Origin of the sequence: Mitsuaria sp. BK041, from assembly GCF_014193085.1 — a bacterium.
GTDB lineage: Bacteria > Pseudomonadota > Gammaproteobacteria > Burkholderiales > Burkholderiaceae_C > Roseateles.
Genome location: NZ_JACHYT010000001.1, coordinates 1,379,754 through 1,401,447, shown reverse-complemented (window position 1 = coordinate 1,401,447; position 21,694 = coordinate 1,379,754). Strand labels below are relative to the sequence as shown.

General features: G+C 70.7%; 27 protein-coding genes and 1 pseudogene. 7 read left to right on the top strand and 21 right to left on the bottom strand.

Going from position 1 to position 21,694, the window contains the following annotated elements; translation table 11 throughout:
- Positions 1 to 23: 23 nt before the first annotated feature.
- From FHT38_RS06150 to FHT38_RS06140, 3 genes are all read right to left on the bottom strand, one after another.
- Complete coding sequence (locus FHT38_RS06150) at positions 24 to 665, bottom strand: 2-hydroxychromene-2-carboxylate isomerase (RefSeq protein ID WP_183490691.1); 642 nt, start codon at positions 663 to 665, stop codon at positions 24 to 26.
- Positions 666 to 776: 111 nt separating this feature from the next.
- Positions 777 to 1,058: a DUF1289 domain-containing protein gene (locus FHT38_RS06145; protein ID WP_183490690.1), complete on the bottom strand. Its 282-nt coding sequence runs from the start codon at positions 1,056 to 1,058 to the stop codon at positions 777 to 779.
- Positions 1,055 to 1,606, bottom strand: a complete 552-nt coding sequence (locus tag FHT38_RS06140) for a YbaK/EbsC family protein (protein WP_183490687.1) — start codon at positions 1,604 to 1,606, stop codon at positions 1,055 to 1,057. Before FHT38_RS06140 ends, FHT38_RS06145 begins: the two co-directional genes overlap by 4 nt.
- Before the next feature lie 126 nt (positions 1,607 to 1,732).
- Between FHT38_RS06140 and FHT38_RS06135 the strand changes: the two genes are divergently transcribed.
- On the top strand, positions 1,733 to 2,287 hold the full coding sequence (locus FHT38_RS06135) for a thioesterase family protein (RefSeq protein WP_183490685.1): 555 nt from the start codon (positions 1,733 to 1,735) through the stop codon (positions 2,285 to 2,287).
- Between the two features lie 35 nt (positions 2,288 to 2,322).
- Here FHT38_RS06135 and FHT38_RS06130 read toward each other — a convergent pair whose 3' ends face one another.
- The 4 genes and pseudogenes from FHT38_RS06130 to FHT38_RS25260 form a co-directional block, all read right to left on the bottom strand.
- Positions 2,323 to 3,069 (bottom strand): metalloregulator ArsR/SmtB family transcription factor, encoded by a 747-nt coding sequence (locus FHT38_RS06130; RefSeq protein ID WP_183490683.1) that lies wholly within the window; start codon positions 3,067 to 3,069, stop codon positions 2,323 to 2,325.
- Positions 3,066 to 4,319, bottom strand: coding sequence for an MFS transporter (locus FHT38_RS06125; RefSeq protein ID WP_183478655.1), 1,254 nt, complete (start codon positions 4,317 to 4,319; stop codon positions 3,066 to 3,068). Before FHT38_RS06125 ends, FHT38_RS06130 begins: the two co-directional genes overlap by 4 nt.
- On the bottom strand, positions 4,316 to 4,765 hold the full coding sequence (locus FHT38_RS25265; protein WP_255488748.1) for a questin oxidase family protein: 450 nt from the start codon (positions 4,763 to 4,765) through the stop codon (positions 4,316 to 4,318). The genes FHT38_RS06125 and FHT38_RS25265 overlap by 4 nt, the downstream gene beginning before the upstream one ends.
- A gap of 468 nt (positions 4,766 to 5,233) precedes the next feature.
- A pseudogene (locus tag FHT38_RS25260) lies at positions 5,234 to 5,638 on the bottom strand (VOC family protein); the annotation flags it as partial.
- A gap of 112 nt (positions 5,639 to 5,750) precedes the next feature.
- On the opposite strand from FHT38_RS25260, the gene FHT38_RS06115 reads away from it, so the two are divergent.
- From FHT38_RS06115 to FHT38_RS06105, 3 genes are read left to right on the top strand one after another with little or no spacing between them, the layout of a single operon-like run.
- On the top strand, positions 5,751 to 6,227 hold the full coding sequence (locus FHT38_RS06115; protein WP_183490679.1) for a tyrosine-protein phosphatase: 477 nt from the start codon (positions 5,751 to 5,753) through the stop codon (positions 6,225 to 6,227).
- A 32-nt stretch (positions 6,228 to 6,259) separates the two neighbouring features.
- Entirely contained in the window at positions 6,260 to 6,925 is a 666-nt protein-coding gene (locus FHT38_RS06110; RefSeq protein ID WP_183490677.1) for an RluA family pseudouridine synthase, read from the top strand.
- Positions 6,926 to 6,961: 36 nt separating this feature from the next.
- On the top strand, positions 6,962 to 7,765 hold the full coding sequence (locus FHT38_RS06105; protein ID WP_091723509.1) for an SDR family NAD(P)-dependent oxidoreductase: 804 nt from the start codon (positions 6,962 to 6,964) through the stop codon (positions 7,763 to 7,765).
- Between the two features lie 7 nt (positions 7,766 to 7,772).
- Here FHT38_RS06105 and FHT38_RS06100 read toward each other — a convergent pair whose 3' ends face one another.
- The 6 genes from FHT38_RS06100 to rpsP all read right to left on the bottom strand — a co-directional run bounded on the left by FHT38_RS06100 (position 7,773) and on the right by rpsP (position 11,956).
- Positions 7,773 to 8,762 (bottom strand): CobD/CbiB family protein, encoded by a 990-nt coding sequence (locus FHT38_RS06100; protein ID WP_091723506.1) that lies wholly within the window; start codon positions 8,760 to 8,762, stop codon positions 7,773 to 7,775.
- 21 nt (positions 8,763 to 8,783) lie between these two features.
- Positions 8,784 to 9,554 carry a CoA pyrophosphatase gene (locus FHT38_RS06095; protein ID WP_183490675.1) on the bottom strand — a complete coding sequence of 257 codons (771 nt, stop codon included), beginning with the start codon at positions 9,552 to 9,554 and terminating at the stop codon, positions 8,784 to 8,786.
- A 133-nt stretch (positions 9,555 to 9,687) separates the two neighbouring features.
- Complete coding sequence (gene rplS / locus FHT38_RS06090) at positions 9,688 to 10,056, bottom strand: 50S ribosomal protein L19 (RefSeq protein WP_091723501.1); 369 nt, start codon at positions 10,054 to 10,056, stop codon at positions 9,688 to 9,690.
- A 205-nt stretch (positions 10,057 to 10,261) separates the two neighbouring features.
- A complete protein-coding gene (gene trmD / locus FHT38_RS06085; RefSeq protein ID WP_183490673.1) occupies positions 10,262 to 11,053 on the bottom strand; it encodes a tRNA (guanosine(37)-N1)-methyltransferase TrmD in 792 nt (263 codons plus the stop codon).
- Between the two features lie 20 nt (positions 11,054 to 11,073).
- A complete protein-coding gene (gene rimM, locus FHT38_RS06080; RefSeq protein WP_183478652.1) occupies positions 11,074 to 11,670 on the bottom strand; it encodes a ribosome maturation factor RimM in 597 nt (198 codons plus the stop codon).
- 16 nt (positions 11,671 to 11,686) lie between these two features.
- A complete protein-coding gene (rpsP, locus tag FHT38_RS06075; protein ID WP_091723493.1) occupies positions 11,687 to 11,956 on the bottom strand; it encodes a 30S ribosomal protein S16 in 270 nt (89 codons plus the stop codon).
- A gap of 274 nt (positions 11,957 to 12,230) precedes the next feature.
- Here rpsP and FHT38_RS06070 point away from each other — a divergent pair, with 274 nt between their 5' ends.
- Both FHT38_RS06070 and FHT38_RS06065 read left to right on the top strand, forming a co-directional pair.
- Positions 12,231 to 12,830, top strand: coding sequence for a GNAT family N-acetyltransferase (locus FHT38_RS06070; RefSeq protein WP_183490671.1), 600 nt, complete (start codon positions 12,231 to 12,233; stop codon positions 12,828 to 12,830).
- Positions 12,827 to 13,300 carry an NINE protein gene (locus FHT38_RS06065; RefSeq protein ID WP_183490669.1) on the top strand — a complete coding sequence of 158 codons (474 nt, stop codon included), beginning with the start codon at positions 12,827 to 12,829 and terminating at the stop codon, positions 13,298 to 13,300. Before FHT38_RS06070 ends, FHT38_RS06065 begins: the two co-directional genes overlap by 4 nt.
- A 31-nt stretch (positions 13,301 to 13,331) precedes the next feature.
- On the opposite strand, the gene FHT38_RS06060 is transcribed toward FHT38_RS06065, so the two are convergent.
- The 8 genes from FHT38_RS06060 to murJ all read right to left on the bottom strand — a co-directional run bounded on the left by FHT38_RS06060 (position 13,332) and on the right by murJ (position 21,207).
- Positions 13,332 to 14,342 (bottom strand): inorganic phosphate transporter, encoded by a 1,011-nt coding sequence (locus FHT38_RS06060; RefSeq protein WP_147239749.1) that lies wholly within the window; start codon positions 14,340 to 14,342, stop codon positions 13,332 to 13,334.
- Positions 14,343 to 14,363: 21 nt separating this feature from the next.
- Positions 14,364 to 15,011: a DUF47 domain-containing protein gene (locus FHT38_RS06055; RefSeq protein ID WP_091723483.1), complete on the bottom strand. Its 648-nt coding sequence runs from the start codon at positions 15,009 to 15,011 to the stop codon at positions 14,364 to 14,366.
- Positions 15,012 to 15,069: 58 nt separating this feature from the next.
- A complete protein-coding gene (gene folK, locus FHT38_RS06050; protein ID WP_183478649.1) occupies positions 15,070 to 15,609 on the bottom strand; it encodes a 2-amino-4-hydroxy-6-hydroxymethyldihydropteridine diphosphokinase in 540 nt (179 codons plus the stop codon).
- Positions 15,606 to 17,240 carry a polynucleotide adenylyltransferase PcnB gene (pcnB, locus tag FHT38_RS06045; RefSeq protein ID WP_183490667.1) on the bottom strand — a complete coding sequence of 545 codons (1,635 nt, stop codon included), beginning with the start codon at positions 17,238 to 17,240 and terminating at the stop codon, positions 15,606 to 15,608. The genes folK and pcnB overlap by 4 nt, the downstream gene beginning before the upstream one ends.
- Positions 17,237 to 17,905, bottom strand: a complete 669-nt coding sequence (locus FHT38_RS06040) for an HAD family phosphatase (protein ID WP_091723477.1) — start codon at positions 17,903 to 17,905, stop codon at positions 17,237 to 17,239. The genes pcnB and FHT38_RS06040 overlap by 4 nt, the downstream gene beginning before the upstream one ends.
- A gap of 52 nt (positions 17,906 to 17,957) precedes the next feature.
- Positions 17,958 to 18,632, bottom strand: a complete 675-nt coding sequence (locus tag FHT38_RS06035; RefSeq protein ID WP_091723475.1) for an HdaA/DnaA family protein — start codon at positions 18,630 to 18,632, stop codon at positions 17,958 to 17,960.
- A 150-nt stretch (positions 18,633 to 18,782) separates the two neighbouring features.
- A complete protein-coding gene (locus tag FHT38_RS06030; RefSeq protein ID WP_091723472.1) occupies positions 18,783 to 19,559 on the bottom strand; it encodes a SirB1 family protein in 777 nt (258 codons plus the stop codon).
- Between the two features lie 73 nt (positions 19,560 to 19,632).
- Positions 19,633 to 21,207 (bottom strand): murein biosynthesis integral membrane protein MurJ, encoded by a 1,575-nt coding sequence (gene murJ / locus FHT38_RS06025; RefSeq protein WP_183490665.1) that lies wholly within the window; start codon positions 21,205 to 21,207, stop codon positions 19,633 to 19,635.
- A 155-nt stretch (positions 21,208 to 21,362) separates the two neighbouring features.
- On the opposite strand from murJ, the gene rpsT reads away from it, so the two are divergent.
- Complete coding sequence (gene rpsT / locus FHT38_RS06020; RefSeq protein ID WP_067066702.1) at positions 21,363 to 21,659, top strand: 30S ribosomal protein S20; 297 nt, start codon at positions 21,363 to 21,365, stop codon at positions 21,657 to 21,659.
- Positions 21,660 to 21,694 lie beyond the last annotated feature (35 nt).

The window sequence follows — 21,694 nt, the reverse complement described above, 5'->3', positions numbered from 1 at the left end:
CTACCCATGTTTGCTAGCTCGAATCAGCTGCGCCGGACCCCCACCGGCAGCGTCGCCGCGGCCGTCCAGGCGGGGCCGTCGAACCAGGCGTCGCCGTCGAGGTACGCGGTCACCATGTCCATCGCGTCCAGGCCCCAGAACAGCTTGTCGGCGACGGCCATCGTCGGCACGCCGAAGACGCCGCGCGCCAGGGCGGCGTCGGTGGCCTCGCGCAGCGCGGCCTTGACCTCGTCGGACGCCGGATCGCGCTGGGGCGCGAGTTCCGCCGCCAGCGCCGCCAGGCGCGCCGGGTCGGCCGCGTCCTGGCCGCCGCGCCAGACGTGGCGCAGCACCTGCTCGACGGCGTGGCGGCCCGGCGTCTGTCCGGCCGGTGCGGTGGCCCAGAGCAGCCGCAGCAGCGGCAGCGGGTTGAACGGATGCGCCGCCGGCAGATCGAGCGGCACGCCGAGCCGGTGGCCCTGCCACAGCACCTGGCGGTAGGTCCAGTCGCGCTTGCCGGGGATCTCGGCCGGGCCCTTGTGATCGAGCGACTTGAGCATCGCGCCGAACACGATCGGCAGGTAGCGCACCGCCACGCTGCGCCCGGCCAGCGCCTCGGGCAGGCGCTCGAAGGCCAGCGCGGCGTACGGGGAGATCGGGTCGAAGTAGAAGTCGATCGTGTGCACGGTCAGGTCTCCTGCTGGCGCCGATGCCGGTCGCCGTCGTGGGGATCGAGGGCCCGTCGCTGGCGGCGCGGGCGCGGATCGGGGAGCGCGCGGGCGCGGCGGCCCGCGGAATCAGCCGCGCGGCGGCTCGGTCGCGAGCGCGCCGTGCGCGGCCAGCAGCGCGCGGCGCTGCGGCAACAGGTTGAGCAGCCGGATCCGGTCCGCGTCGTCGGACTTGCTCCAGCCGGCGATCTCGGGGATCGTGCGCGCGCAGCCGCGGCACAGCGCGGTGGGTTCATGCATCTTGCAGATGTTGATGCAGGGCGAGGCCACCCGCCCTTCCGGCGTGCGCCGCGCGTTCTCGGCGGTGACCGGGGCGTCGACGCCCGCTGGCAGCGCGGTCGGGGCGGTCATTGCGTCACCTCGATCACCGGCGCGCCGGTCAGCGCCACGAGCTGCGGCGGCGACATCAGGAACACGCCATTCGGATGCCCGGCCGCGGCCCAGATGGCATCGAAGCGGAACAGTTCCTGGTCGATGAAGAGCAGCGGCGGCGCGGGGTCGCCGTCGGCGGCGTAGCTCGGCTGGAAGCCCAGCGGCGACACGCCGCCGATCGAGAAGCCGGTGCGCGCCTTCACGTAGTCGGCATCGGCACGGCCGAGCTTGCCGGTGTGGGCCTCGAGCTTGCGCTCGTCGACGCGCTTGTCGCCCGAGGCGATCACCAGCACGGCCGCGTCGTCGGCCTTGCGCCGGAACACGACGCTCTTGGCGATCTGGCCCAGCGCCACGCCCAGCGCGTCGGCCGCTTCCTGCGAGCTGCGGGCCGAGACCTCGAGCCAGCGCGGCTCGTGCTCGTGGGACAGGGCGCGCAAGGCGGCACACACGCGCTGGAAGCCGTCGGGGCGGGCCGTGCCGGCATCGGCGGACGTCGCGGGGGAAGTGGAGTCGCTCAGGTCACTCATGGCGCGCATTGTGCCGAAGCGTCAACGACCCGATGCGGGCCGGGGTCGCCGTGTCACCTCGGCGTCAGGCGCGGCTAGGGGGAGCGCTCTCCTGCGGCGGGCGGGCTTGCGCTATGGTCCGCGCTCATGACCGATGCGAAGCATGAATCGAAGGCCGGCCCCGCCGGGACCGCGTCCGACGCGATCCACGACGACCCGGGCGCCGCGCCGACTGGCGTGAAGAGCCCGTTCGAGCCGGAGTTCACCGAGGCGCTGTGCGAGATCTTCGAGCGGCTGATCACCTTCAACCAGGTGCTGGGGCTGAAGGTCGACGAGCTGCAGCATGAGATCGTGCGGGCCCACATCCGGATGCGGCCGGATCTGGTGGGCCACTACGCCCACAACCGGCTCCACGGCGGCGTGATCAGCGCGACGCTGGACGCGATGGGCGGTCTGGCGGTGATGGCCGCCACCGGCGCGCGCCACCTCGACGAGGCGCCGCAGCAGCGGCTGCAGCGCTTCGCCAAGCTCGGCACGATCGACCTGCGCGTGGACTACCTGCGCCCGGCCATCGGCGCCGTCTTCCGCTGCGAGGCCGAGGTCATGCGGCTGGGCAGCCGCGTCGCCAACACGCGCATGGCCTTCACCGATGAACAGGGGCGGCTGCTGGCCGCCGGAGCGGCGGCGTACATCGTGTCGTGAACACCGATTCGAGGACTGCCGTGGCAGTCCTCGGATCAATCCGCCGCGACCTCTTCCTTGACCGCCTTGATCCGATACGCGCAGCGCCGCGCGCCGGCGAGCAGGTGCTCGGTGCGCTCGACCGCGAGCGCCGGTCCCAGGCAGCGCTGGAACAGCGCCAGTTCCGAGCGGCAGAAGCCCTGGCAGCTCCGCGCCGCGGCGCAGATGGGGCAGTGGTCCTCCACCAGCAGCCAGTCGCGGCCCGCGCGCTCGGCGCGCGCCATGTAGCCCTCCTCCGCACGCAGCCGGGCGAGCTCCCGGACCTTGTCGCCGGTCGTGCGGCAGCGCGCGAGCGCGGCGCGATAGCGTTGCTCGCTGTCGCGCTCGCGGGCGGAGATCAGCTGGTCCAGCCCCGCGTCGCCGAACACCGCACGCGCCTGCTGGATCAGTTGCAGCGTCAGGTCGGCATGTCGATCAGGAAAGCGGCCGTGCCCGGCCTCCGTCAGGGCCCAGAGCTTGCGCGGCCGCCCCGGCCGCGGCGCGGCGCCCGGCTCGTCGGTGCCGCTGCCCTCAACGCCGCGAAGGGTCCCGGCCATGCCCTCGCCCTCCTCCACGCCCTCGCCGAACAGCCGCATGTCGCGGCGCTCGTCGCGCGCATCGACCAGCCCCTGCTCCTGGAGCCGCGCAAGCAGCTTGTGCGCGCCCATCGGCGTGATCGCCAGCGCCGCCGCCAGCGCGGCTGCCGGCTGCGGGCCGCGGCTCTTGAGCTCGAACAGCAGCCGGTCCTCGTTGCCCTGGCTCATGAATGGCGCCTCGCGAAGCGGATGAAACCGATCGCCGCCAGCAGGCAGGTCGCACCGCCCAGCAGCATGATCCAGCGCGCCGAGAGCATCCCGAGCGCGCCGCCGATCAGCGCGATCAGCGTGTTGGACAGGCAGAACACCGTCGTCAGCAGCCCCATCACGCGGCCCTGGCCATGCGCGGCGAAGCGCTCCGACATCCACGCCGGCATCAGCGCGTTGTAGAACGACAGCGGCACGCCCAGCAGCGGGATCAGCGCCAGCCCCAGCCACGACGGCGCCAGGCTCAGCGCCAGCAGCCCGATCGCCGCCACCACCGCGAAGCGCGCCGCGCGATGCAGCGGCGTCGGCCCCGAGCCGATGCGGGCCGCGAAGAGGCTGGCCGCGGTCATCGCGGCGCACTGCACCGCCGTGACCAGCGCGATCCCTCGGCTGCCCAGCCCGGCCTGCTGCAGCATCCACAACGGCGCGAACTCGTACAGCGCATTGACCCCCAGCGTGTAGGCCAGCTGCAGCAGCGCGAGATGCCGCAGCACCGGGTCCTGCACCACCAGCCCCAGCGACTGCTGGCGCCGCATCGCCGCCAGCAGGCCGCCCTGCGGCCGCGCCGCCGGCCGGTCGTCCGGCAGCCCCAGGCCCAGCAGCACCAGGCAGGGCACCAGCACGACCGCGGCGACGATGAAGGGCACCGCCTCGCCCCAGGGCAGCGTCAGGCCACCCAGCAGCGGGCCGACCAGCCAGCCGATGTAGAGGCTCGCGTTGAGCCAGGCGAAGCTGCGGGTGCGCTCCAGCTGCGGATGCCAGTCGGCCAGCAGCGCCCGCACCACCGCCACATTGCCCTCGGTCAGCCCGGTCGCGAAGCGCGACAGCACGAACAGCGGATAGTCCCGCGAGGCCAGCGCGAAGGCGCTCAACCCGTAGCCGACCAGCGTCGCGGTGATGGTGATGCCGAGCACGCGGCGGCGCCCGTAGCGGTCGGACATCGGCCCCACGAACAGGCTGCCGACCAGGATGCCGGCGGGATTCACGGCCAGCGCCAGGCCCATCAACAGCTCGGGCCGCAGGCCGAGGAAGTGGGTGAAGTCATCCACCGGTCCGCCGACGAAGATCGGCGCCAGGATGGGATACGGCAGCGCGACGCCGGCGGTGCTCATCAGCGCGAGCGCGCAGACGGCCCAGAGCAGCAGGTGCGGATGGCGCAGCGGCGCCGGTGAGGCGGAAGGGGACGCGGACGAGGACAGCACGGCGCTCATTGTGCGGCCCCTTCCCGGCGCAGGCACAAGGCATAGCCGGGCCAGCCGCGATGGCGCCACTCCTCGCGGGCGGCGTCGGCGACCTTGATGCGGTGGTCGTTCATGGACCCTTGCAGCGCGGGCAGCTCGCGCGTCCAGTCGTCCTCGGACGCGCTGCCCGCATGCACCAGCGCCCAGGCCGGCGCCGGCCGCTGGTCCGACAGGTAGGTGCCCAGCCAGGCGCGCCAGACGCTGCGCAGGACCTGGCCTTCGTCGACGACCAGACCGCGCGAGGCCACCGCCGCCAGCAGCACCCGCAGCGCATGGGTGCCGGTCACCAGGTGCAAGGCGGCGAACTGGTGCCGCGCCAGGTAGACCGCCAGCGAGGCCTCGGCCAGGTCGTCCAGCGTCAGGCGCGGACGCTCGACGTAGGCGGCGAAGCCGGGCAGCGCCGCCGCGTGCTGCATGCGGGTCGTGATCAGGCTGCCCGGCATCGCCGGCATGGCCATCGCCGGATCGGCGCGCACCGCGTCGATCACGTCGCGCAGGCGCGCGCTGCCCTGGCCCGAGGGCACCGGCGCGCCGAGCGGCGACGTCAATCCCACCGTCGTCCGCAGCGCCGCGTCCAGTTCCTTCGCATGCCCCGACTGCAGCGCGTAGGCCAGCCGGATCGCGACATGGAAGGCCTGCGCCTCGGGCGCGTCCAGCACGCGCAGCAAGGCCTCCTCCACCGTCGGGACGGGCGTGTCGTCCGCCACGGCGGGGCGCGACAGCGGCGCCCAGTGGTCGATCTGCCGCTGCAACGCCGCGCGCGGCGCGCCGAGCCGCGCCAACGCGCCCAGCGCCATCGGCAGGTGGTTGAACAGCGGCATCGCCTCGGTGCCGTACATCGGGCCGAAACGGACCGACTGGTCCAGCGCCTCGTGCAGGCCCGCCGGCCAGGGCGGCCCCTTGAGCTCGAGCTCGTTGTCGTCCGGATCGAACAGGTACAGCGACGGGCCGTCGCCCTCGGCACCGTAGCGCGAGCCGTAGGCATCGACGCGCACGCCGCGTTCGGTCAGCCAGCGGCGCAGCGCGGGCTCGTCCAGCGACTCGACCCGCAGGCAGAAGTGGTCGACGTTGCGCCCCTCCGCGCCCGGCCCCGCGCCCCCGGCGCTGCCGAGCTTGCCGTCCAGCGGCACGAGGTCGATCAGCTGCGCGCCGGCGCGCAGCTGCACCAGGCCGATCGCGTCCTGGCGGCGCTCGACCGTGCAGCCAAGCAGGTCCACGTAGAAGTGCAGCGAGGCGGACAGGTCCCGCACCCGCAGGACGAGGTGGTCGAGGCCCTGGATCTTGATCATGGCGAGCTCCTTGTGCTTGCTGTCGTTGCGCCATGATCGCGCCGCTCATCGATTTAATAAACAGTTTGTTTATTAACACTCTTCACCGCAGGGAGACCCGACAATCGCGCCCATGGCTTTCCGACCCCTGCCCCTTCCCGATGACGTCCCCGGCCGGCTCTGGCTGCAGTCGATGCCGGGCCGCCGCGAGCCCTGGAGCGCCTTCCTCGACGAGGCGCGGCTGAACCGGCTCGACATGCTGGTCTGCCTCAATCCGCTGGAGGAGGTGGCCGAGTTGTCGCCGGCGTATCACAAGGCGGTCGCGCAGGGCCGGATGCCGTTCCGCTGGCTGCATGTGCCGATGCGCGACTTCGGCCTCGCCGCGGATGCCGCCGCCTTCCGGCAAGGGGTGGAGCAGATCGCGCAGGGCCTGCGCATGGGCGACCGCGCGCTGCTGCATTGCGCCGCCGGCATGGGCCGCACCGGCACGATGGCGGCCTGCGTGCTCAAGCGCCTGGGCATGCCGGCGGCGGAAGCGCTCGCCGCGGTCAGCGCCGCTGGATCGAATCCCCAATCGGCGCTGCAGTCCGGCTGGATCCACCAGTTCTGACGCGCGCCGGAACCGGCGTCCCGATTCCCCTCATGTCGCCCTTGCCCTCGCCCTCGGCCTTCGCCCACCTCGACCCGCAGTTGCTGCACGCGGACGACCATCGTGTCGTCGTCGACAAGCCGTCGGGCCTGCTGTCGGTGCCGGGTCGCGGCGAGGACAAGCAGGATTGCGCCTGGGCCCGTGTCGCGGCGCGCTGGCCCGATGCGTTGATCGTCCATCGACTGGACCAGTCGACCTCCGGGCTGATCGTCTTCGCCCGCGGCGAGGCGATGCAGCGTGCGCTCAGCGAGGCCTTCGCGGCCCGGCTCGTCGACAAGCGCTACGAGGCCGTGGTGCACGGCCTGGTCGCGCGCGATGCGTTCGAGATCGACCTGCCGCTGATCGTCGACTGGCCCAACCGGCCGCGCCAGATGGTCGATGCCGAGCGCGGCAAACCCAGCCTCACACGGGTGCGGGTGCTGCATCGCGACCTCGCCGCGGGCACCACACGCGTCGAGCTGGAGCCGGTCACCGGGCGCTCGCACCAACTGCGCGTGCACCTGCTGGCCGCCGGCCACCCCATCCTCGGCGACGCGCTGTACGCGCCGCCCGAGATCCTTGCCCGCGCGCCGCGCCTGCTGCTGCACGCGCGGGACCTGCGCTTGCCGGCGGTGCTCGACGCGCCGCCGCTGTCGCTGCATTCGCCCCCCGCGTTCTGAGCGCCCCTTGCGCCGTCCGACCCAGGAGTCCTCGTCATGTCCCCTTCCCCCGACGCCCCCGGCGTCCCGAACGCCCCCACCGCCCTCACCGTGATCACCGGCAGTTCCCGCGGCCTGGGCGAAGCGCTGGCGCGCCAGTCGCTAGCGGCCGGTCACCTGGTGGTCGGCATCGCCCGCGGGCGCAGCGAGGCGCTGGAGCGCTTCGCCCACGAGCGCGGCCTGCCGCTGCAGCAATGGCAGGCGGACCTGTCCGCGCCGCTGGCGATCGCGCGGCACCTGGCCGACTGGCTGCGCACGCAGCCGCGCGACTGGCGCTCGGCCACGCTGATCAACAACGCCGGTGTCGTCACGCCGCCGGGACCGATCGACGGGGAATCGCTGGAGGTGCTGTCCGCCGCGCTGCGCGTCGGCCTGGAGGCCACGGTGCTGCTGAGCGCCGCCTTCCTCGACGCCACGCGCGACTGGCCGGCGGCGCGCAAGGTGCTGAACATCTCGTCCGGGTTGGGTCGCCGCGCGATGGCCGGCAGCGCCCTGTACTGCGCGGCCAAGGCCGGCATGGACAACCTCAGCCGCGCGATGGCGCTGGACGAGGAACACAAGGCCGCGCAGGGCGAGCGGGCGGCGCGTGTCGTGTCACTGGCGCCAGGCATCATCGACACCGACATGCAGGCGCAGCTGCGCGGTGGCGATGCGTCGAAGTTCCCGGACCGCGACCGCTTCGCCGCGTTCAAGGCCGAGGGCCAGCTCGTCAGCGCCGAGGACACCGCGACGCGCGTGCTGCGTTTCCTGGCGCGCGACGACTTCGGCCAGCAGGTGCTCGCCGACGTGCGCGACGCCTGAGCGTCGTTCAGCCGACCAGGTTCGCCAGCGTCAGCAGCGCCAGCAGCATCATCCACAGCACCACCGAGCGCCAGACCAGGCCGACGACGCTCTGCAGGTGGCCCAGCTGCGGCGGCACGCCGCCGGTCGAGCCCTCGGCGCGGGTGGCGTCCATGTCGCCGCCGGACTCGAAGGTCTTGCTGCGGTCGGGGGTCACGCCCGGCGCGGCGCTGCCGCCCAGCTGCACGCCGACGGCGCCGGCCGCGGAGGCCAGGATGATGCCCTCGTTGTCATGCGCCCAGAGCGCCGCGTCGCGACGCCAGGCGTTCACCGCCTCTTCGAAGTTGCCGACGATGGCGAAGCCGGTCGCCGTCAGGCGCGCCGGGATGTGGTCGATCATGCCGAACAGCTTGCGCGACAGCGCCATCAGGCGCTCGTTGGTCGGCGCGTCCAGCGTGCGGCTCTTGAAGGCCCAGTAGCGGCCGGCGAATTCGGCCATCCGGTACAGCACCGCGCCGGCCGGCCCCAGGCCCAGTGTCGAGAACAGCACGAACCAGAAGAAGACACCGAAGACATGCCGGTGCGCCGCCAGCAGCGAGTGCTCCAGCACATGCCGCAGCAGCTCGGTGCGCGGCAGCTCGCTGGCATCCAGGTGGCGCCACTCGGCCAGCAGGCGACGGGCCTCGAGCTCGTCACCGCGCTCGAGCGCGTCGCGGATGTCGGTGAAGTAGTGGCTGAACTGGCGGAAGCCCAGCGTCAGGTAGAGCACCAGCACGTCCAGCGCCAGCGACAGCAGCAGGCTGTAGGGGCGCACCAGCGCGTAGATCGCGCCGACCAGCAGCGCCGGGCCGACGACGGTGATCGTCCACACGACGGCCGCGTGATGCGACCGTCCCGCGTCGAAGTTGCGCCCGGTCCAGCGCACCCAGGCGATCATGCCCTGGTGGACCGGGTTCCCGTGCGGCAGAGGCTTGAGCTGCTCGCACACCAGCGCCAGCAAGACCGCGAAGAAGTTCATGGCCCGGGATGATAGCGGGCGTCAGACCTGCAGGAAGCGGTAGAGATTGCGCAACATCGCCGCCGTCGCGCCCCAGATGAAGAACTCCTTCGGACTGGCCGCGGTGAGGGCGACGTCGGGGTCCGCGTTCGAGACCGCAAGACCTGGCCCCGTCCACGGCATGGAGAGGAACTGGCGTCGTCCCATCAGCGGGCCGTCCGTGCCAGGGACCTCGTACTCGAAGCTGTGGCGCTGGTGGTGGGCCGGGTTCATCAGGAAGGCCAGCGGCACCTCGAAGGCCTCGGCCACCTCGAACGCGTCCAGCCGCAGCGAGAAGTCCGGCCGCACCAGCGCGACCACCGGGGTGACCTCGTAGGCGGTCACCGTGCGGTAGACCGGCAACTGGCCGATCAGGTCGACGTGGTGCTCGTCCAGGCCGATCTCCTCCTGCGCCTCGCGCAGCGCGGTGCGCTCGGGCGAGCCGTCCTCGGGCTCGGCGCGGCCGCCGGGGAAGCTCACCTGGCCGGCGTGGTCGCGCAGGTGCGCGGTGCGCTGCGTCAGCAGCACCTGCAGGCCGGACGCCCGCTGGACCAGCGGCACCAGCACCGCCGCCTGAGTCGTGATGCGGCCGGGGAAGATGCCGCCGTCGCCGGGAATCTCCGGATCGATGTCGGGCGGGTGAAGGAAGCGCTGGCGCAGCCAGGCGGGGGTCAGGCGCTCCGGCGGAACGGCCGGCAGGTGGGCATCGGTGCCGGCGACGGGAACGACGCGGGGATCCTTGATGGCGGAACGGCTGGGGGAAGGCGTCGACATGCGGCGGGATCGTCCGGTGAGCCGGACTTGTTCGTGGGCGCCCGGGGCGCGAAGCCCCGATTGGACGCCAGAAACGACAAAGCCGCTCCGGGCAGGGCCTTGGAGCGGCTTTGAGGGGGCGTGCGCCGAAGGATTACTCGGCTGCCTTGAAGGACAGCTTTTCCTTGATGCGCGCCGACTTGCCCGAACGCTCACGCAGGTAGTACAGCTTGGCGCGACGGACGTCGCCGCGGCGCTTCACCTCGATCGAGGCGATCAGGGGGCTGTACAGCTGGAAGGTACGCTCCACGCCTTCGCCGCTCGAGATCTTGCGGACGATGAAGTTGGAGTTCAGACCGCGGTTGCGGCGGGCGATGACCACGCCTTCGTAGGCCTGCACGCGCTTGCGGGTGCCTTCGACGACGTTCACGTTGACGATCACGGTGTCGCCGGGGGCGAACGCGGGGATGGTCTTGTTCAGGCGAGCAATTTCTTCTTGCTCGAGGGTCTGGATCAGATTCACGAGGATCTCCTGGTGATCGTGCCGGCGCGAATCAGGATGATTCCAGGACTGGCCGCCATCGAAAGACTTCTTCGGCGCCGCCCGCGTGGGGATTCAACCAACAGCACCCTGGACCCTGGTTTCCCTTGGTCCTGTACTGCCCTTGCCCCATCAGCCCGGTAGAGGATCGGCAAAACCGGCGATTATAGACGTGGGCGGGCGACCGTCAAACTTTGTGCGGCCTGACAGCCGTCCCACCGGCGAGCGAGGCGAGGAATTTCTCGTCCTTCTTGTCGAGCCGACCGTCGCGGCGCGCGGCCTCGATCAGCTCCGGGCGACGCGCCAGGGTCAGCGCCAGCGATTGCTCGCGGCGCCAGCGCGCGATCTCGGCATGGTGGCCGGACAGCAGCACCGGCGGCACCGGCAACGGTCCTTCGGGCGTCTCCAGGACCTCGGGGCGGCTGAAGTGCGGGCAGTCCAGCAGGCCGTCGGAGAAGCTGTCCTGCTGGTGCGAGGCGGCATCGTTGAGCACGCCGTCCTGCAAGCGGGCGATGGCGTCCAGCATCGCGATCGCCGGCAGTTCGCCGCCCGACAGCACGAAGTCACCCAGGCTGATCTCCATCGTCACGTGGCGGTCCAGCACGCGCTGATCGATGCCTTCGTAGCGGCCGCACAGCAGGATGGCGCCCTCGCCCACGGCCAACTCGCGCGCCAGCGCCTGGTCGAGCCGGCGGCCGGTCGGGCTGAAATGGATCACCGCGGGCACGCCCGGATGGGTGGTGGCACGATCGGCCTTCACGGCAGCCAGCGCGCGCTCCAGCGGCGCGGCCAGCATCACCATGCCGGGACCGCCGCCGAACGGGCGGTCGTCGACGCGGCGGTAGTTGTCCTCGGCGTAATCGCGCATCTGCCACAGACGCACGTCGACCTGCCGGCTCTCATAGGCGCGACGCGTCACGCCGACCCGCAGGAAGGGGTCGAAGAGTTCGGGGAACAGGGTGAGAACGTCGAAGCGCATGGGCAGTCAGGCCCGCGGCTTCAGTAGTCGAGGTCCCAGTCGACCGGGATGACCCGCGCGGCCTTGTCGACGTCGCCGACATAGGCGTTCACGAACGGGATCAGGATCTCTTCATCGGGCTTGACCGGTGCGGTCTTGCCGGCGGGCAGGATGCGCAGCACGCAGTGGGGGCCGGTGTCGATCAGGTCGATCACCTCGCCCAGCGTCGTGCCGTCCTTGTTGACGACCGACATGCCGATCAGGTCGACCCAGTAGAACTCGCCGTCGTCCGTCTCGGGGAACACGCTGCGCGAGACGAAGATGCGGGCGCCCTTGAGCGCTTCGGCGCCGTTGCGGTCGGCCACGCCTTCCACCTGGGCGACGATGCCGTCCGCGTGGTCGCGGACAGCCAGGATCTTGAGCACGGGCGGCACGACATGCGGCTTGCCCGGCAGGGCCTTCTCGCTGGGCTTCAGGAACCAGCGGCGAGAGGCGAAGAGCGCCTGGGCATCGGCGGAGTGGCTGAGGATCTTCAGCCAGCCCTTGATGCCCCAGGCGTCCAGCACGCGCCCGACTTCGATGGCGTCTTCCGGAAAGGCCGGGGAGGACTCGATCACGTCGTCAGGCGCCTGCTTCATCACTGCGATCCGAGGATCAGGCAGCAGCGGCGGCCGGAGCGGCAGCCTTCTTGGACACATCGACCAGGCGGGCGACGGCCGGCGACAGCTGGGCGCCCACGCCCACCCAGTACGACACGCGGTCTTGCGAGACGCGCAGGCCTTCGGCATTGCCGGAGGCGACCGGGTTGTAGAAGCCGACGCGCTCGATGAAGCGGCCGTCGCGGCGGTTGCGGCTGTCGGTCACGACGATGTTGTAGAACGGACGCTTCTTGGAGCCACCGCGGGAGAGTCGAATCACGACCATGATCTATCCTTCAGGTTTTGAGCGTTCCACCGCACCAGGGAGACACACAGGGGCAAGCAGACAATGAACCGACCGTTCCGTGCGGGGAGCGCGTGTGTCGCGCATCGAGTCCCCGGGACAGGTCGGCAGCTGGCACCGTAGATACGCCCCCGGTCCGTCCTTCGCCCCCTCAGCCCCGGATCAGGAAGCTTCGAAGCGTGACAGCCACACCCAGGGGCCAGCGCCAAAACCCGGCATTATAAACTCGCTCTTGACGCTTTGTCCTCCTCTCCCAATGACGACAACCACCAGCAGTTCCTCCCCGCTCCTGATCCGCCCCAGCCTGGAAGGCGACATCGCCGCGATCCAGCAGATCTACGAACACGCGGTGCTGCACGGCACTGGCACTTTCGAGACCGAGGTCCCCGATCGCGCCGAGATGGCCCGCCGCCGGACCGAGGTGCTCAGCCGCAGCCTGCCCTACCTGGTCGCGGAGCGTGAAGGACAGGTGCTCGGCTACGCGTATGCCAACTATTTCCGCCCGCGGCTGGCCTATCGCTATTTCGTCGAGGACTCGATCTACCTCGCGCCGCAGGCGCAGGGACAAGGCGTCGGCCGGCTGCTGCTGGCGGAGTTGATCGCGCGCTGCGAAGCCGCCGGCGCGCGGCAGATGATCGCCGTCATCGGCGATTCGCAGAACCTGGGCTCCATCGGCGTCCACCGCAGCCATGGCTTCGAGGATGTCGGCATCATGAAGGCCGCCGGATGGAAGTTCGGCAAGTGGCTGGACGTGGTGCTGATGCAGCGTCAGTTGGGCCAGGGCGACACCAGCTCGCCCACCGGCGCCGCCCCGGCGACCTCGCCGGCCACCCCGGACCCGACGCCCGCCGCATGAGCGCCCTCGCCCCGACCGACGGCGGCGGCGCGGACGCCAAGTCCAAGACCGTGGCCACCTGGCTGAGCTTCGCGCTTGGCAGCCTCGGGGCGCACCGCTTCTATCTCCACGGCTTCGGCGACCGGCTGGGCTGGTTGCACCCGCTGCCGACGCTGCTGGGGCTGTATGGCATCCACCGGATGGACACCCTGGGCCAGGACGACGTCGTGGCCTGGTTCCTGATTCCGCTGCTGGGGCTGATGCTGGCGCAGAGCATGCTGGCCGGCATCGTCTACGGCCTGATGCCGGACGAGCGCTGGGCCGAGCGCTTCAATCCGGGCCAGCCGGTGCGCAAGACCGGCTGGTTGCCGATCCTCGGCGTCATCGCCTGCCTGATGGTGGGCGGCGCCTGCCTGATGGCGACCATCGCGTTCTCGGCGCAGCGCTATTTCGAATCCCAGGTCGAAGCCGCCCGCGAGATCAGCCAGTAGCCGCCCGCGAGCGCAGCCCGCCCCAGCCCGCTCAGAACAGCGTGAAGCTGATCCAGTAGAACAGTCCGCCGATGAAGGCCGACGCCGGGATCGTGAAGATCCAGGCCCAGACGATGTTGCCGGCCACGCCCCAGCGCACCGACGACGCGCGCTGCGTCGAGCCCACGCCGACGATGGCGCCGGTGATCGTGTGCGTCGTCGACACCGGGATGCCCAGCGCGGTGGCCAGGAACAGCGTGATCGCTCCGCCGGTTTCCGCGCAGAAGCCACCCACCGGCTTGAGCTTGGTGATCTTCTGCCCCATCGTGCGGACGATGCGCCAGCCGCCGAACATGGTCCCCAGGCCGATGGCCAGGTAGCAGACGACGATCACCCAGGTTGGCGGCGAGTGCTCGCCAGCACCCGCGTAGCCCGACGCGATCAGCAGCATCCAGATCAGGCCGATCGTCTTTTGCGCGTCGTTGCCGCCGTGACCCAGGCTGTACAGGCCGGCCGAGACCAGCTGCAGCCGTCTGAACCAGTTGTCCACGCGTAGCGGCGAGCTGCGGCGGAACAGCCAGGCCACCGCCACCATCAGCAAGGAGCCGAGCAGGAAGCCCAGCAGCGGCGACACGAAGATGAACAGCACCGTCTTGCCGATGCCGCTCATGATCAGCCCCTTGGTGCCCGCCTTCGCGATCGCCGCGCCCACCAGGCCGCCGATCAGCGCGTGCGAGGAGCTCGACGGGATGCCGTAGAACCAGGTGATCACGTTCCACGCGATCGCACCGATCAACGCGCCGAAGATCACATGGTGATCGACGATGCCCGCGTCGATCGAGCCCTTGCCGATCGTCGCCGCCACCTTCAGCTCGAAGAACAGCACCGCGATCACGTTGAAGAAGGCCGCGAACAGCACGGCCTGCTGCGGCTTGAGCACGCCGGTCGAGACGACCGTCGCGATCGAGTTGGCCGCATCGTGGAAGCCGTTCATGAAGTCGAAGGCGATGGCCAGCACCACCAGCATGGCCACGACCCAGAAGGCCACCTGCATCGTTCCCATAGCAGACGCTCCGCTATCGGATCAGGAGTTCTCGAGGACGATGCCCTCGATCAGGTTGGCCACGTCCTCGCAGCGGTCGGAGATCGACTCCAGCTGCTCGTAGATGGCCTTGAGCTTGATCAGCTCGCGCACGTCCTCCTGCTCGCGGAACAGCTTGGACATCGCGGCGCGCATCACGCGGTCGGCATCGGACTCGAGCTTGTCGATCTCCTCGCAGGCCTTGATGGCGGCCTCGGCGGTGTGCGGCTCGCTGAGCTTGGGCAGCAGCGTGACGGCATGCTTGACGCGCTCGCAGCACTTGGCCGAGAGCTCGCCCAGGCGCAGCACTTCGTCGGGGATGGAGCGCACGTCGTAGAGCTGCATGGTTTCGCTGGAGTCCTGCAGCAGGTCCAGGATGTCGTCCATCGCGTTGATCAGGCCGTGGATCTGCTCGCGGTCGATCGGCGTGATGAAGGTCCGGTGCAGCAGCCGGTTCACCTCGGCGGTGATGCGGTCGGCGTGGTGCTCGGCCTTGTCGACCTCGGCGGCGTACTTCTCGCGCAGCGTCAGGTCGTTGTAGTTCTGGATCATGAGCATGAAGGCGCGGGCGCCTTCCACGATCTGCGTGCCGTGCTCATTGAACAGTTCAAAAAAATTGCCCTCACGGGGCAGCAGCTTGCCGAAAAACATGGGGAGGCTCCGCGCGGTGCGATCCACGCCGGATCGTCACAAATGGTTCATTTCCGTGTCACGGAAAACCGGCAAGTGTAGCGGCCTGGGGCCCGAACGGGCCATGGGGCCGGCGCAACGGCTCGTCCTCGCGTTCGATCGCCTGGTCGGCGACGCCGGGTAGATGGCTCCGCAGATCGCCCAGTCCCGGCGCACTCAACGCCGGATCGAGCTCCAGCAAGGGCTTGAGGACGAAGGCGCGCTGATGCAGCCTCGGATGGGGCACGGTCAGGCGTTCGAGTGCGAGGGTCTCGTCGCCGTAGAGGAGCAGGTCGAGGTCGAGCGTGCGCGGCGCGTTGACATAGGGCCGCTCGCGCCCGTGGCGCTGTTCGATCGCCTGAAGCGCCTCGAGCAGGGCCAGCGGGGCCAGGCCGGTGCGCACGCGCGCGACCGCATTGAGATAGTCGGGCCCTTCGCAGCCGACCGGCGCGCTGCGCCAGGCGCCGGAGACGGCCTCGACGCTCAGGTCCTTCAGGTCGGCGAGGTCGGCCAGCGCCGCCTCCAGCGTGCGCCGCAGGTCGCCGAGGTTGGCGCCCAGGCCGACGTAGGCCGTGATCATTCGTCGGCGGAGGACGCCGGCGCGGCGCTCGACGCTTCGCCGGCACCCGCCGACTTCGGCTTGCGACGACGGCGGCGCTTCTTGGCCGGATGGGCCGCGCCGCCCTCCCCGTCCATCGCCTCGGGATCGATGGGCAAGGCCGCGGCCGATTCACCGGCCACCGGCACCGCCGGCACGTTGCCGGCCGCCACCGAACCGCGCGGCACCGAATGCACCCGTCCGCCGCCCGCCTTGGGCTTGCTGCGCGGACCGGTCTGGCGCTGCGTCTCGCGCGCCTGATCGAGCAGCGCGCGGCGGTCGTCCTCGCTGCCCAGCGCGAAGTCCTCCCACCAGTCGGCCAGCGCCGGATCGATCTCGCCCGCCTCGGCGCGCAGCGCCAGGAAGTCGAAGCCGGCGCGGTAGCGCGGCTGCTCGATCAGGCGGTGCGGCCCGCTGCCGGTGCGGCGCTCGAAGCGCGGCTGCATCATCCAGATCTCGCGCATGTCCGCGGCCAGCTTGCCGCGGCCGGAGATGTCGCCCACGCGCGCGTCGAAGACCAGGTCGATGGCCTGCTGCAGCGCGGGCACCGCCCCTTCGCCGCCGTCGATCAGGCGCTGCCAGCGCTGCTGGACCTCGCCCCACAGCATGCAGGCGAGCATGAAGCTCGGCGCCACCGAGCGGCCCTCGGCCACCCGCTTGTCGGTGTCCTCCAGCGCCAGCCGGACGAACTTGCCGTGCACGTTGTCGGGCAGCGCGCCGTCCTTGTCCAGCACCGCGTCCAGGATCGGGAACACGCCGCGCGCCAGGCCCTGCTTGCGCAGTTCCTCGATGCTGGCCAGCGCGTGGCCGGTCTGCAGCAGCTTGATCATCTCGTCGAACATCCGCGACAGCGGCACGTTCGCGAGCAGCGGCCCCATCGCCACGATCGGCGCGCGCGTCTTGGGCTCGATCGTGAACCCCAGCTTGGCGGCGAAGCGCACCGCGCGCAGGATGCGCACCGGGTCCTCGCGGTAGCGGGTCTCGGGGTCGCCGATCATGCGCAGCACCTTCTTGCGCGCGTCGGCCAGGCCGCCGTGGTAGTCCACCACCAGCTCGCGCTGCGGGTCGTAGTACATCGCGTTGACGGTGAAGTCGCGGCGCGCGGCGTCCTCGATCTGCGGGCCCCAGACGTTGTCGCGCAGCACCCGGCCGGACGCGTCGACGACGTGCGACTTGCCGTCCAGCGCGCTCTTGGACGTCTTCTCGTTGCCCTGCACCTGCTCGGCATCGTCCTCCTTGAGCAGCGCCCGGAAGGTCGAGACCTCGATGACCTCGTGCTCGCGGCCGCGGCCGTAGACCACGTGGACGATGCGGAAGCGCCGGCCGATGATGAAGGCGCGGCGGAACTGGTTCTTGACCTGTTCCGGGGTGGCGTCGGTGGCGACGTCGAAGTCCTTGGGCCGGCGTCCCAGCAGCAGGTCGCGCACGGCGCCGCCGACGATGTAGGCCTCGAAGCCCGCGTCGGTCAGCCCCTTGACGACCTTGACGCCGCGCTCGTCCAGCAGCGCCGGATCGATGCGGTGCTCCTCGGCGGCGATTTCCACCCGCTTGCCCAGCGGCGTGGCGGTCCCCTCGGGCTTGCCCAACAGCTTGTTGATCAGTTTTTTAATCATTCGAACAGCTTCAATATCGGCCAGCCGCGCTCGCGCGCCAGCGTCTCGAGGGCCGCGGTGGGATTGGTCGCCACCGGATGGCTGACCCGCTCCAGCAGCGGCAGGTCGTTCATCGAGTCGCTGTAGAAATGCACGCGCTCGAAATCCTCCCAGCGCCGGCCCTGCGCGGCCAGCCACTCGTTCACGCGCACGATCTTGCCCGCCTGGAAGGACGGGGTGCCGCGCACGCGACCGGTGAACGCGCCGGCCGCGTCGCGTTCCAGCTGCACGGCGATCAGGTGGTCGATGCCGAAGGCCTGGGCGATCGGCGCGGTCACGAATTCATTGGTCGCGGTCACCACGACCACGAGATCCCCGGCATCCAGGTGGCGCTGCACCAGTGCGCGCGCATTGTCGCGCAACATCGGCGCGACGACCCGGCTCATGAATTCGGCGCGGGCGGCCTCGGCCTCGGCCAGCGGACGGGCGCGCCAGACGGAGGTGGCGAACTCGACGTATTCGTCCAGGTCGAGCTCGCCGCGCTGGTACTGCGCGTAGAACTCGTCGTTGCGGGCCGCCCAGGCGGCGCCGTCGGCCCAGCCGATCTCCACCATGTAGGCGCCGAAGGCGTGATCCGAGTCCTGCGGGATCAGGGTGCCGTCCAGGTCGAACAGGGTCAGGTCCACGTGATGTCCTTGAAAAACCTTGAAATCGTTGCAACCAGCGGCACGACGCGCCTCAGGCGGGCGCGCCCTGGTCGGCGAGCATCTGGCGCAGCAGCGGCACGGTGACGGCCCGCTTGCTGGCCAGGGCGAATTCGTCCAGCCCGTCGAGCAGCGTCATCAGGTGCTTGAGGTCGCGGGCGTAGCGGGTGAGCAGGTAGTCGATGACGTCGTCGGTCAGCGCGATACCGCGGCGGTCGGCCTCGCGGCGCAGCACGGCGCGCACCTCGGCCTCGGACAGCGGCACCAGCGCGAAGGTCGGGCCCCAGCCCAGGCGCGTGCGCAGGTCCTCGCGCAGCGCGAGGTCCACCGGCGGCGCGGTGCCGGTCGAGACCACCGCCAGCCCCAACGTCGCGGCCTCGACGAACAGCGCGAAGGCCGCATGCTGCCGGCCGTCGTCGAAGCGCTGCGTGTCGTCGAGCAGCAGCAGGCTGGGATGGGTGGGCAGCTCCCAGGGCAGCGGCGTGTCGGCGTCGTACCAGCCGACCTGCGCGCCGGCGTGCTGCCAGTGCTGGGCGAGCGCGCGCAGCAGGTGCGTCTTGCCGCTGCCCGGCGGCCCCCACAGGAAGACCGGCGGCGAACCCGCGCCCAGCCCCAGCACGTGCGTGAGGGCCGCAGTGTTGGCGCCGGTGAGGAGCGTGTCAAAGGTGTAGTCGGGCTCGGGACCGAGCGACAGCGGGATCTGCTTCAAACCACTTCAGCGTTGGATGGAGGGAGACCCGGCGGCGATGCCAGGCCCCGGCCCTCAAGGAGCGCGATTCTAAGCGGCGCCTCCCACCCTCCCGCCCCGCTGACCACCCGGAGGTGGGGGACGGCGAAGGACGGGCAGGGAAACCGGGCCTCAGTGGAAGGTCGCCGGCCCGCCTTCGCCGTCGCGGATCTGCTGCAGGCACTGCTCCAGCTCGACCTGCTCGACGCGGTCCCCCGGCAGCAGCGCCACCAGCTTGCGCTGCACGGCCAGCAGCCGGGGCAGGTCCTGCCGGTCCATGTGGATCTGCTTGAGGTTGCGCAGCATGCGCGCCAGGATCTGGCGCGGCGACGCGGTCCCCAGGAAGGCATCCAGCGACATCGGCTCCTGCGGCATCAGCCCGGCGCGCTCGCGCCAGGGGCTGAGGAACTCGTCGAGCTCGCCGCGCCCCAGCGAGCGCCCGCTGAACGGGTCCAGCACGACCTCGCCCTGCGGCAGCCGCAGCTTCATCAGGAAGTGCCCCGGGAAGCTGACGCCCTTGACCCGCAGGCCGACATGGGCCGCCAGCTCCATGTAGATGATCGCCAGCGTGATCGGGATGCCGCGCCGCGTCGCCAGCACCTGGTGCAGGTAGCTGTTGCCGATCGCGTAGTAGTCGTTGACGTTGCCCGCGAAGCCGAGCTCGCCATGGAAGTACTGGTTGAGCATCCGGAGCCGGTGGCTCGGCGGCGCGTCGGCCGGCAGGCGCTGGCGCAGCCGCTCGCCGAGCCGGTCCAGCTCCGCCATCACCTGCTGCACGTCCAGCCGGGGGACGTCGTCCAGCGCGATCGCGGCGGCGGCTTCGGCCAGGTTCAGCGTGTCGTCGTCGGCAACCAGCGTCGAGAAATAGTCCAGCGCCGACGGCACCGTCCACTGCAGGGGCGAACTCATGCGCCCGAGTCTACGCCCTGGCCTGGCGGCGTCATCGGCGCGGTTCCCGGGTCCGGAAACTCGCGCCCGGCGATCAGGCCCGCCGCGCGAAGTGGCGCAGCTTCACGCCCAGCAACAGCAGCACGCCGAAATACAGCAAGGCCGACGCCCCGAGGCTCAACGCCATCCACCCGGCGCGCGCCAGCTCGAAGTGGAAGCCCTTGCCGCCGACCCAGGCGAAGTGCCCGGCCAGCCACCACTGCAGCGCGCCCATCGCCGCGCTGGCGATCAGCACGCGCAGCAGGAACAGCGCCCAGCCGGCTTCCGGCGTGTAGGTACCCAGCCGGCGCAGCCCGCGCAGCAGCAGCAGCGCGTTGACCACCGCCCCCAGGCCGATCGACAGCGACAGACCGGCGACGCCGATCTGCAAGCCGAAGACGAAGATCGCGTTGAAGAGCTGCGTCAGCACCAGCACGCCGACGGCGATGCGCACCGGCGTGCGCATGTCCTGGCGCGCGTAGAAGCCGGGCGCCAGCACCTTGATCGACACCAGCCCCATCAGCCCGAGCCCGTAGCCCATGACCGCGTGGGCGGTGCTGGTGACGTCGGCGGCCCGGAAGGCGCCGCGCTGATAGAGCACCGCCACCAGCGGCTCGGCGAAGACCACCAGCGCGACCGCGCAGGGCAGCGCCAGCAGCAGCGTCAGGCGCAGGCCCCAGTCGAGCAGGCCCGAGTACTTCTCGGTCTCGCCCTTGGCGGTGCTGGCGGCCAGTTGCGGCGTCAGCACCACGCCCAGCGCGACGCCGAGCAGCGCGATCGGGAATTCCATCAGCCGGTCCGCGTACGTCAGCCAGGATGCGGCGCCCTCGCCCACCGCGATCGCGATCTGCGTGTTGATCAGCAGCGAAAGCTGCGCCACGCCGACGCCCAGCAGCGCCGGCCCCATCTTGCGCAAGACCTGGCGCACGCCCTCGTCCGCGGCGGCGCGGCGCAGGCCGGACAGGCCCAGCGCGAAACGCGGCATCAGTCCGATCTTCGCCAGCGCCGGCACCTGCAGCGCGAGCTGCAGCAGGCCGCCCACCATCACGCCCACCGCCAGCGAATAGATCGGCGCGTAGCCATGGCGCTCCAGCACCGGCGCCAGCCCGTAGCCGCAGGCGAGCGAGGCCAGGTTCAGCAGCACCGGCGTGACCGCGGGCACGACGAAGCGCTTCCATGTGTTCAGGATGCCTGCCGACAGCGCCACCAGCGACATGAAGCCGATGTAGGGGAACATCCAGCGCGTCATCACGACGGCCGCCTCGTGGGCGGGCGCGGACAGTCCCGCGCCGAGCGCCCACACCAGCACCGGCGCGCCGACCACGCCCAGCACGCAGGTCACCAGCAGCGCCCACAGCAGCACCGTCGCGACGGCGTCGATCAGGTGCCGGGTGGCGTCATCGCCGTCCCTGGCGCGGGCCGCGGCCAGCGCCGGCACGAAGGCCTGCGAGAACGCGCCTTCGGCGAACAGACGCCGCAGCATGTTGGGAATGCGGAAGGCGACGTTGTAGGCGTCGGTCATCGCGTTCGCGCCGAACAGGCCGGCCACCATCTGCTCGCGGACCAGCCCGGTGATGCGGGACAACAGCGTGAAGATCGAGACGACGGAGGCGGTGCGGAGCAGATTCATGCGGGGAGCGGCGCGGCGGAGCGCAAAGGCGCGGGGGTGCCCGGCGGGCGACCGCGCATTATGGGTGTCCTGCTCAGGCGCAATGCCGCGGATTTGGTTTTTCCATTCCTGGCTGCTATACTCGCCGTCTTTGCACCAACTGGACCCATAAGACAATGGCAAGCTCTTCCAAAGCCAAGAAGAAAACCGTGCGTCTGGCCTCGGGCCGCAAGCGCGCACGTCAAGACGTCAAGCTGAACGCCGCCAACTCGGCGCTGCGTTCGAAGTTCCGCACGGTCATCAAGAACGTGCAAAAGGCGATCGTCACTGGCGACAAGGCCAAGGCCGCCGACCTGTTCAAGACCGCCCAGCCCGTGATCGATTCGGTCGCCGACAAGGGCATCTTCCACAAGAACAAGGCTGCTCGTCACAAGAGCCGCCTGTCCGCCAAGATCAAGGCGCTGGCCGCCTGATAACCAAGTTCCAGCTCTGGTGCACGAACAAAGCC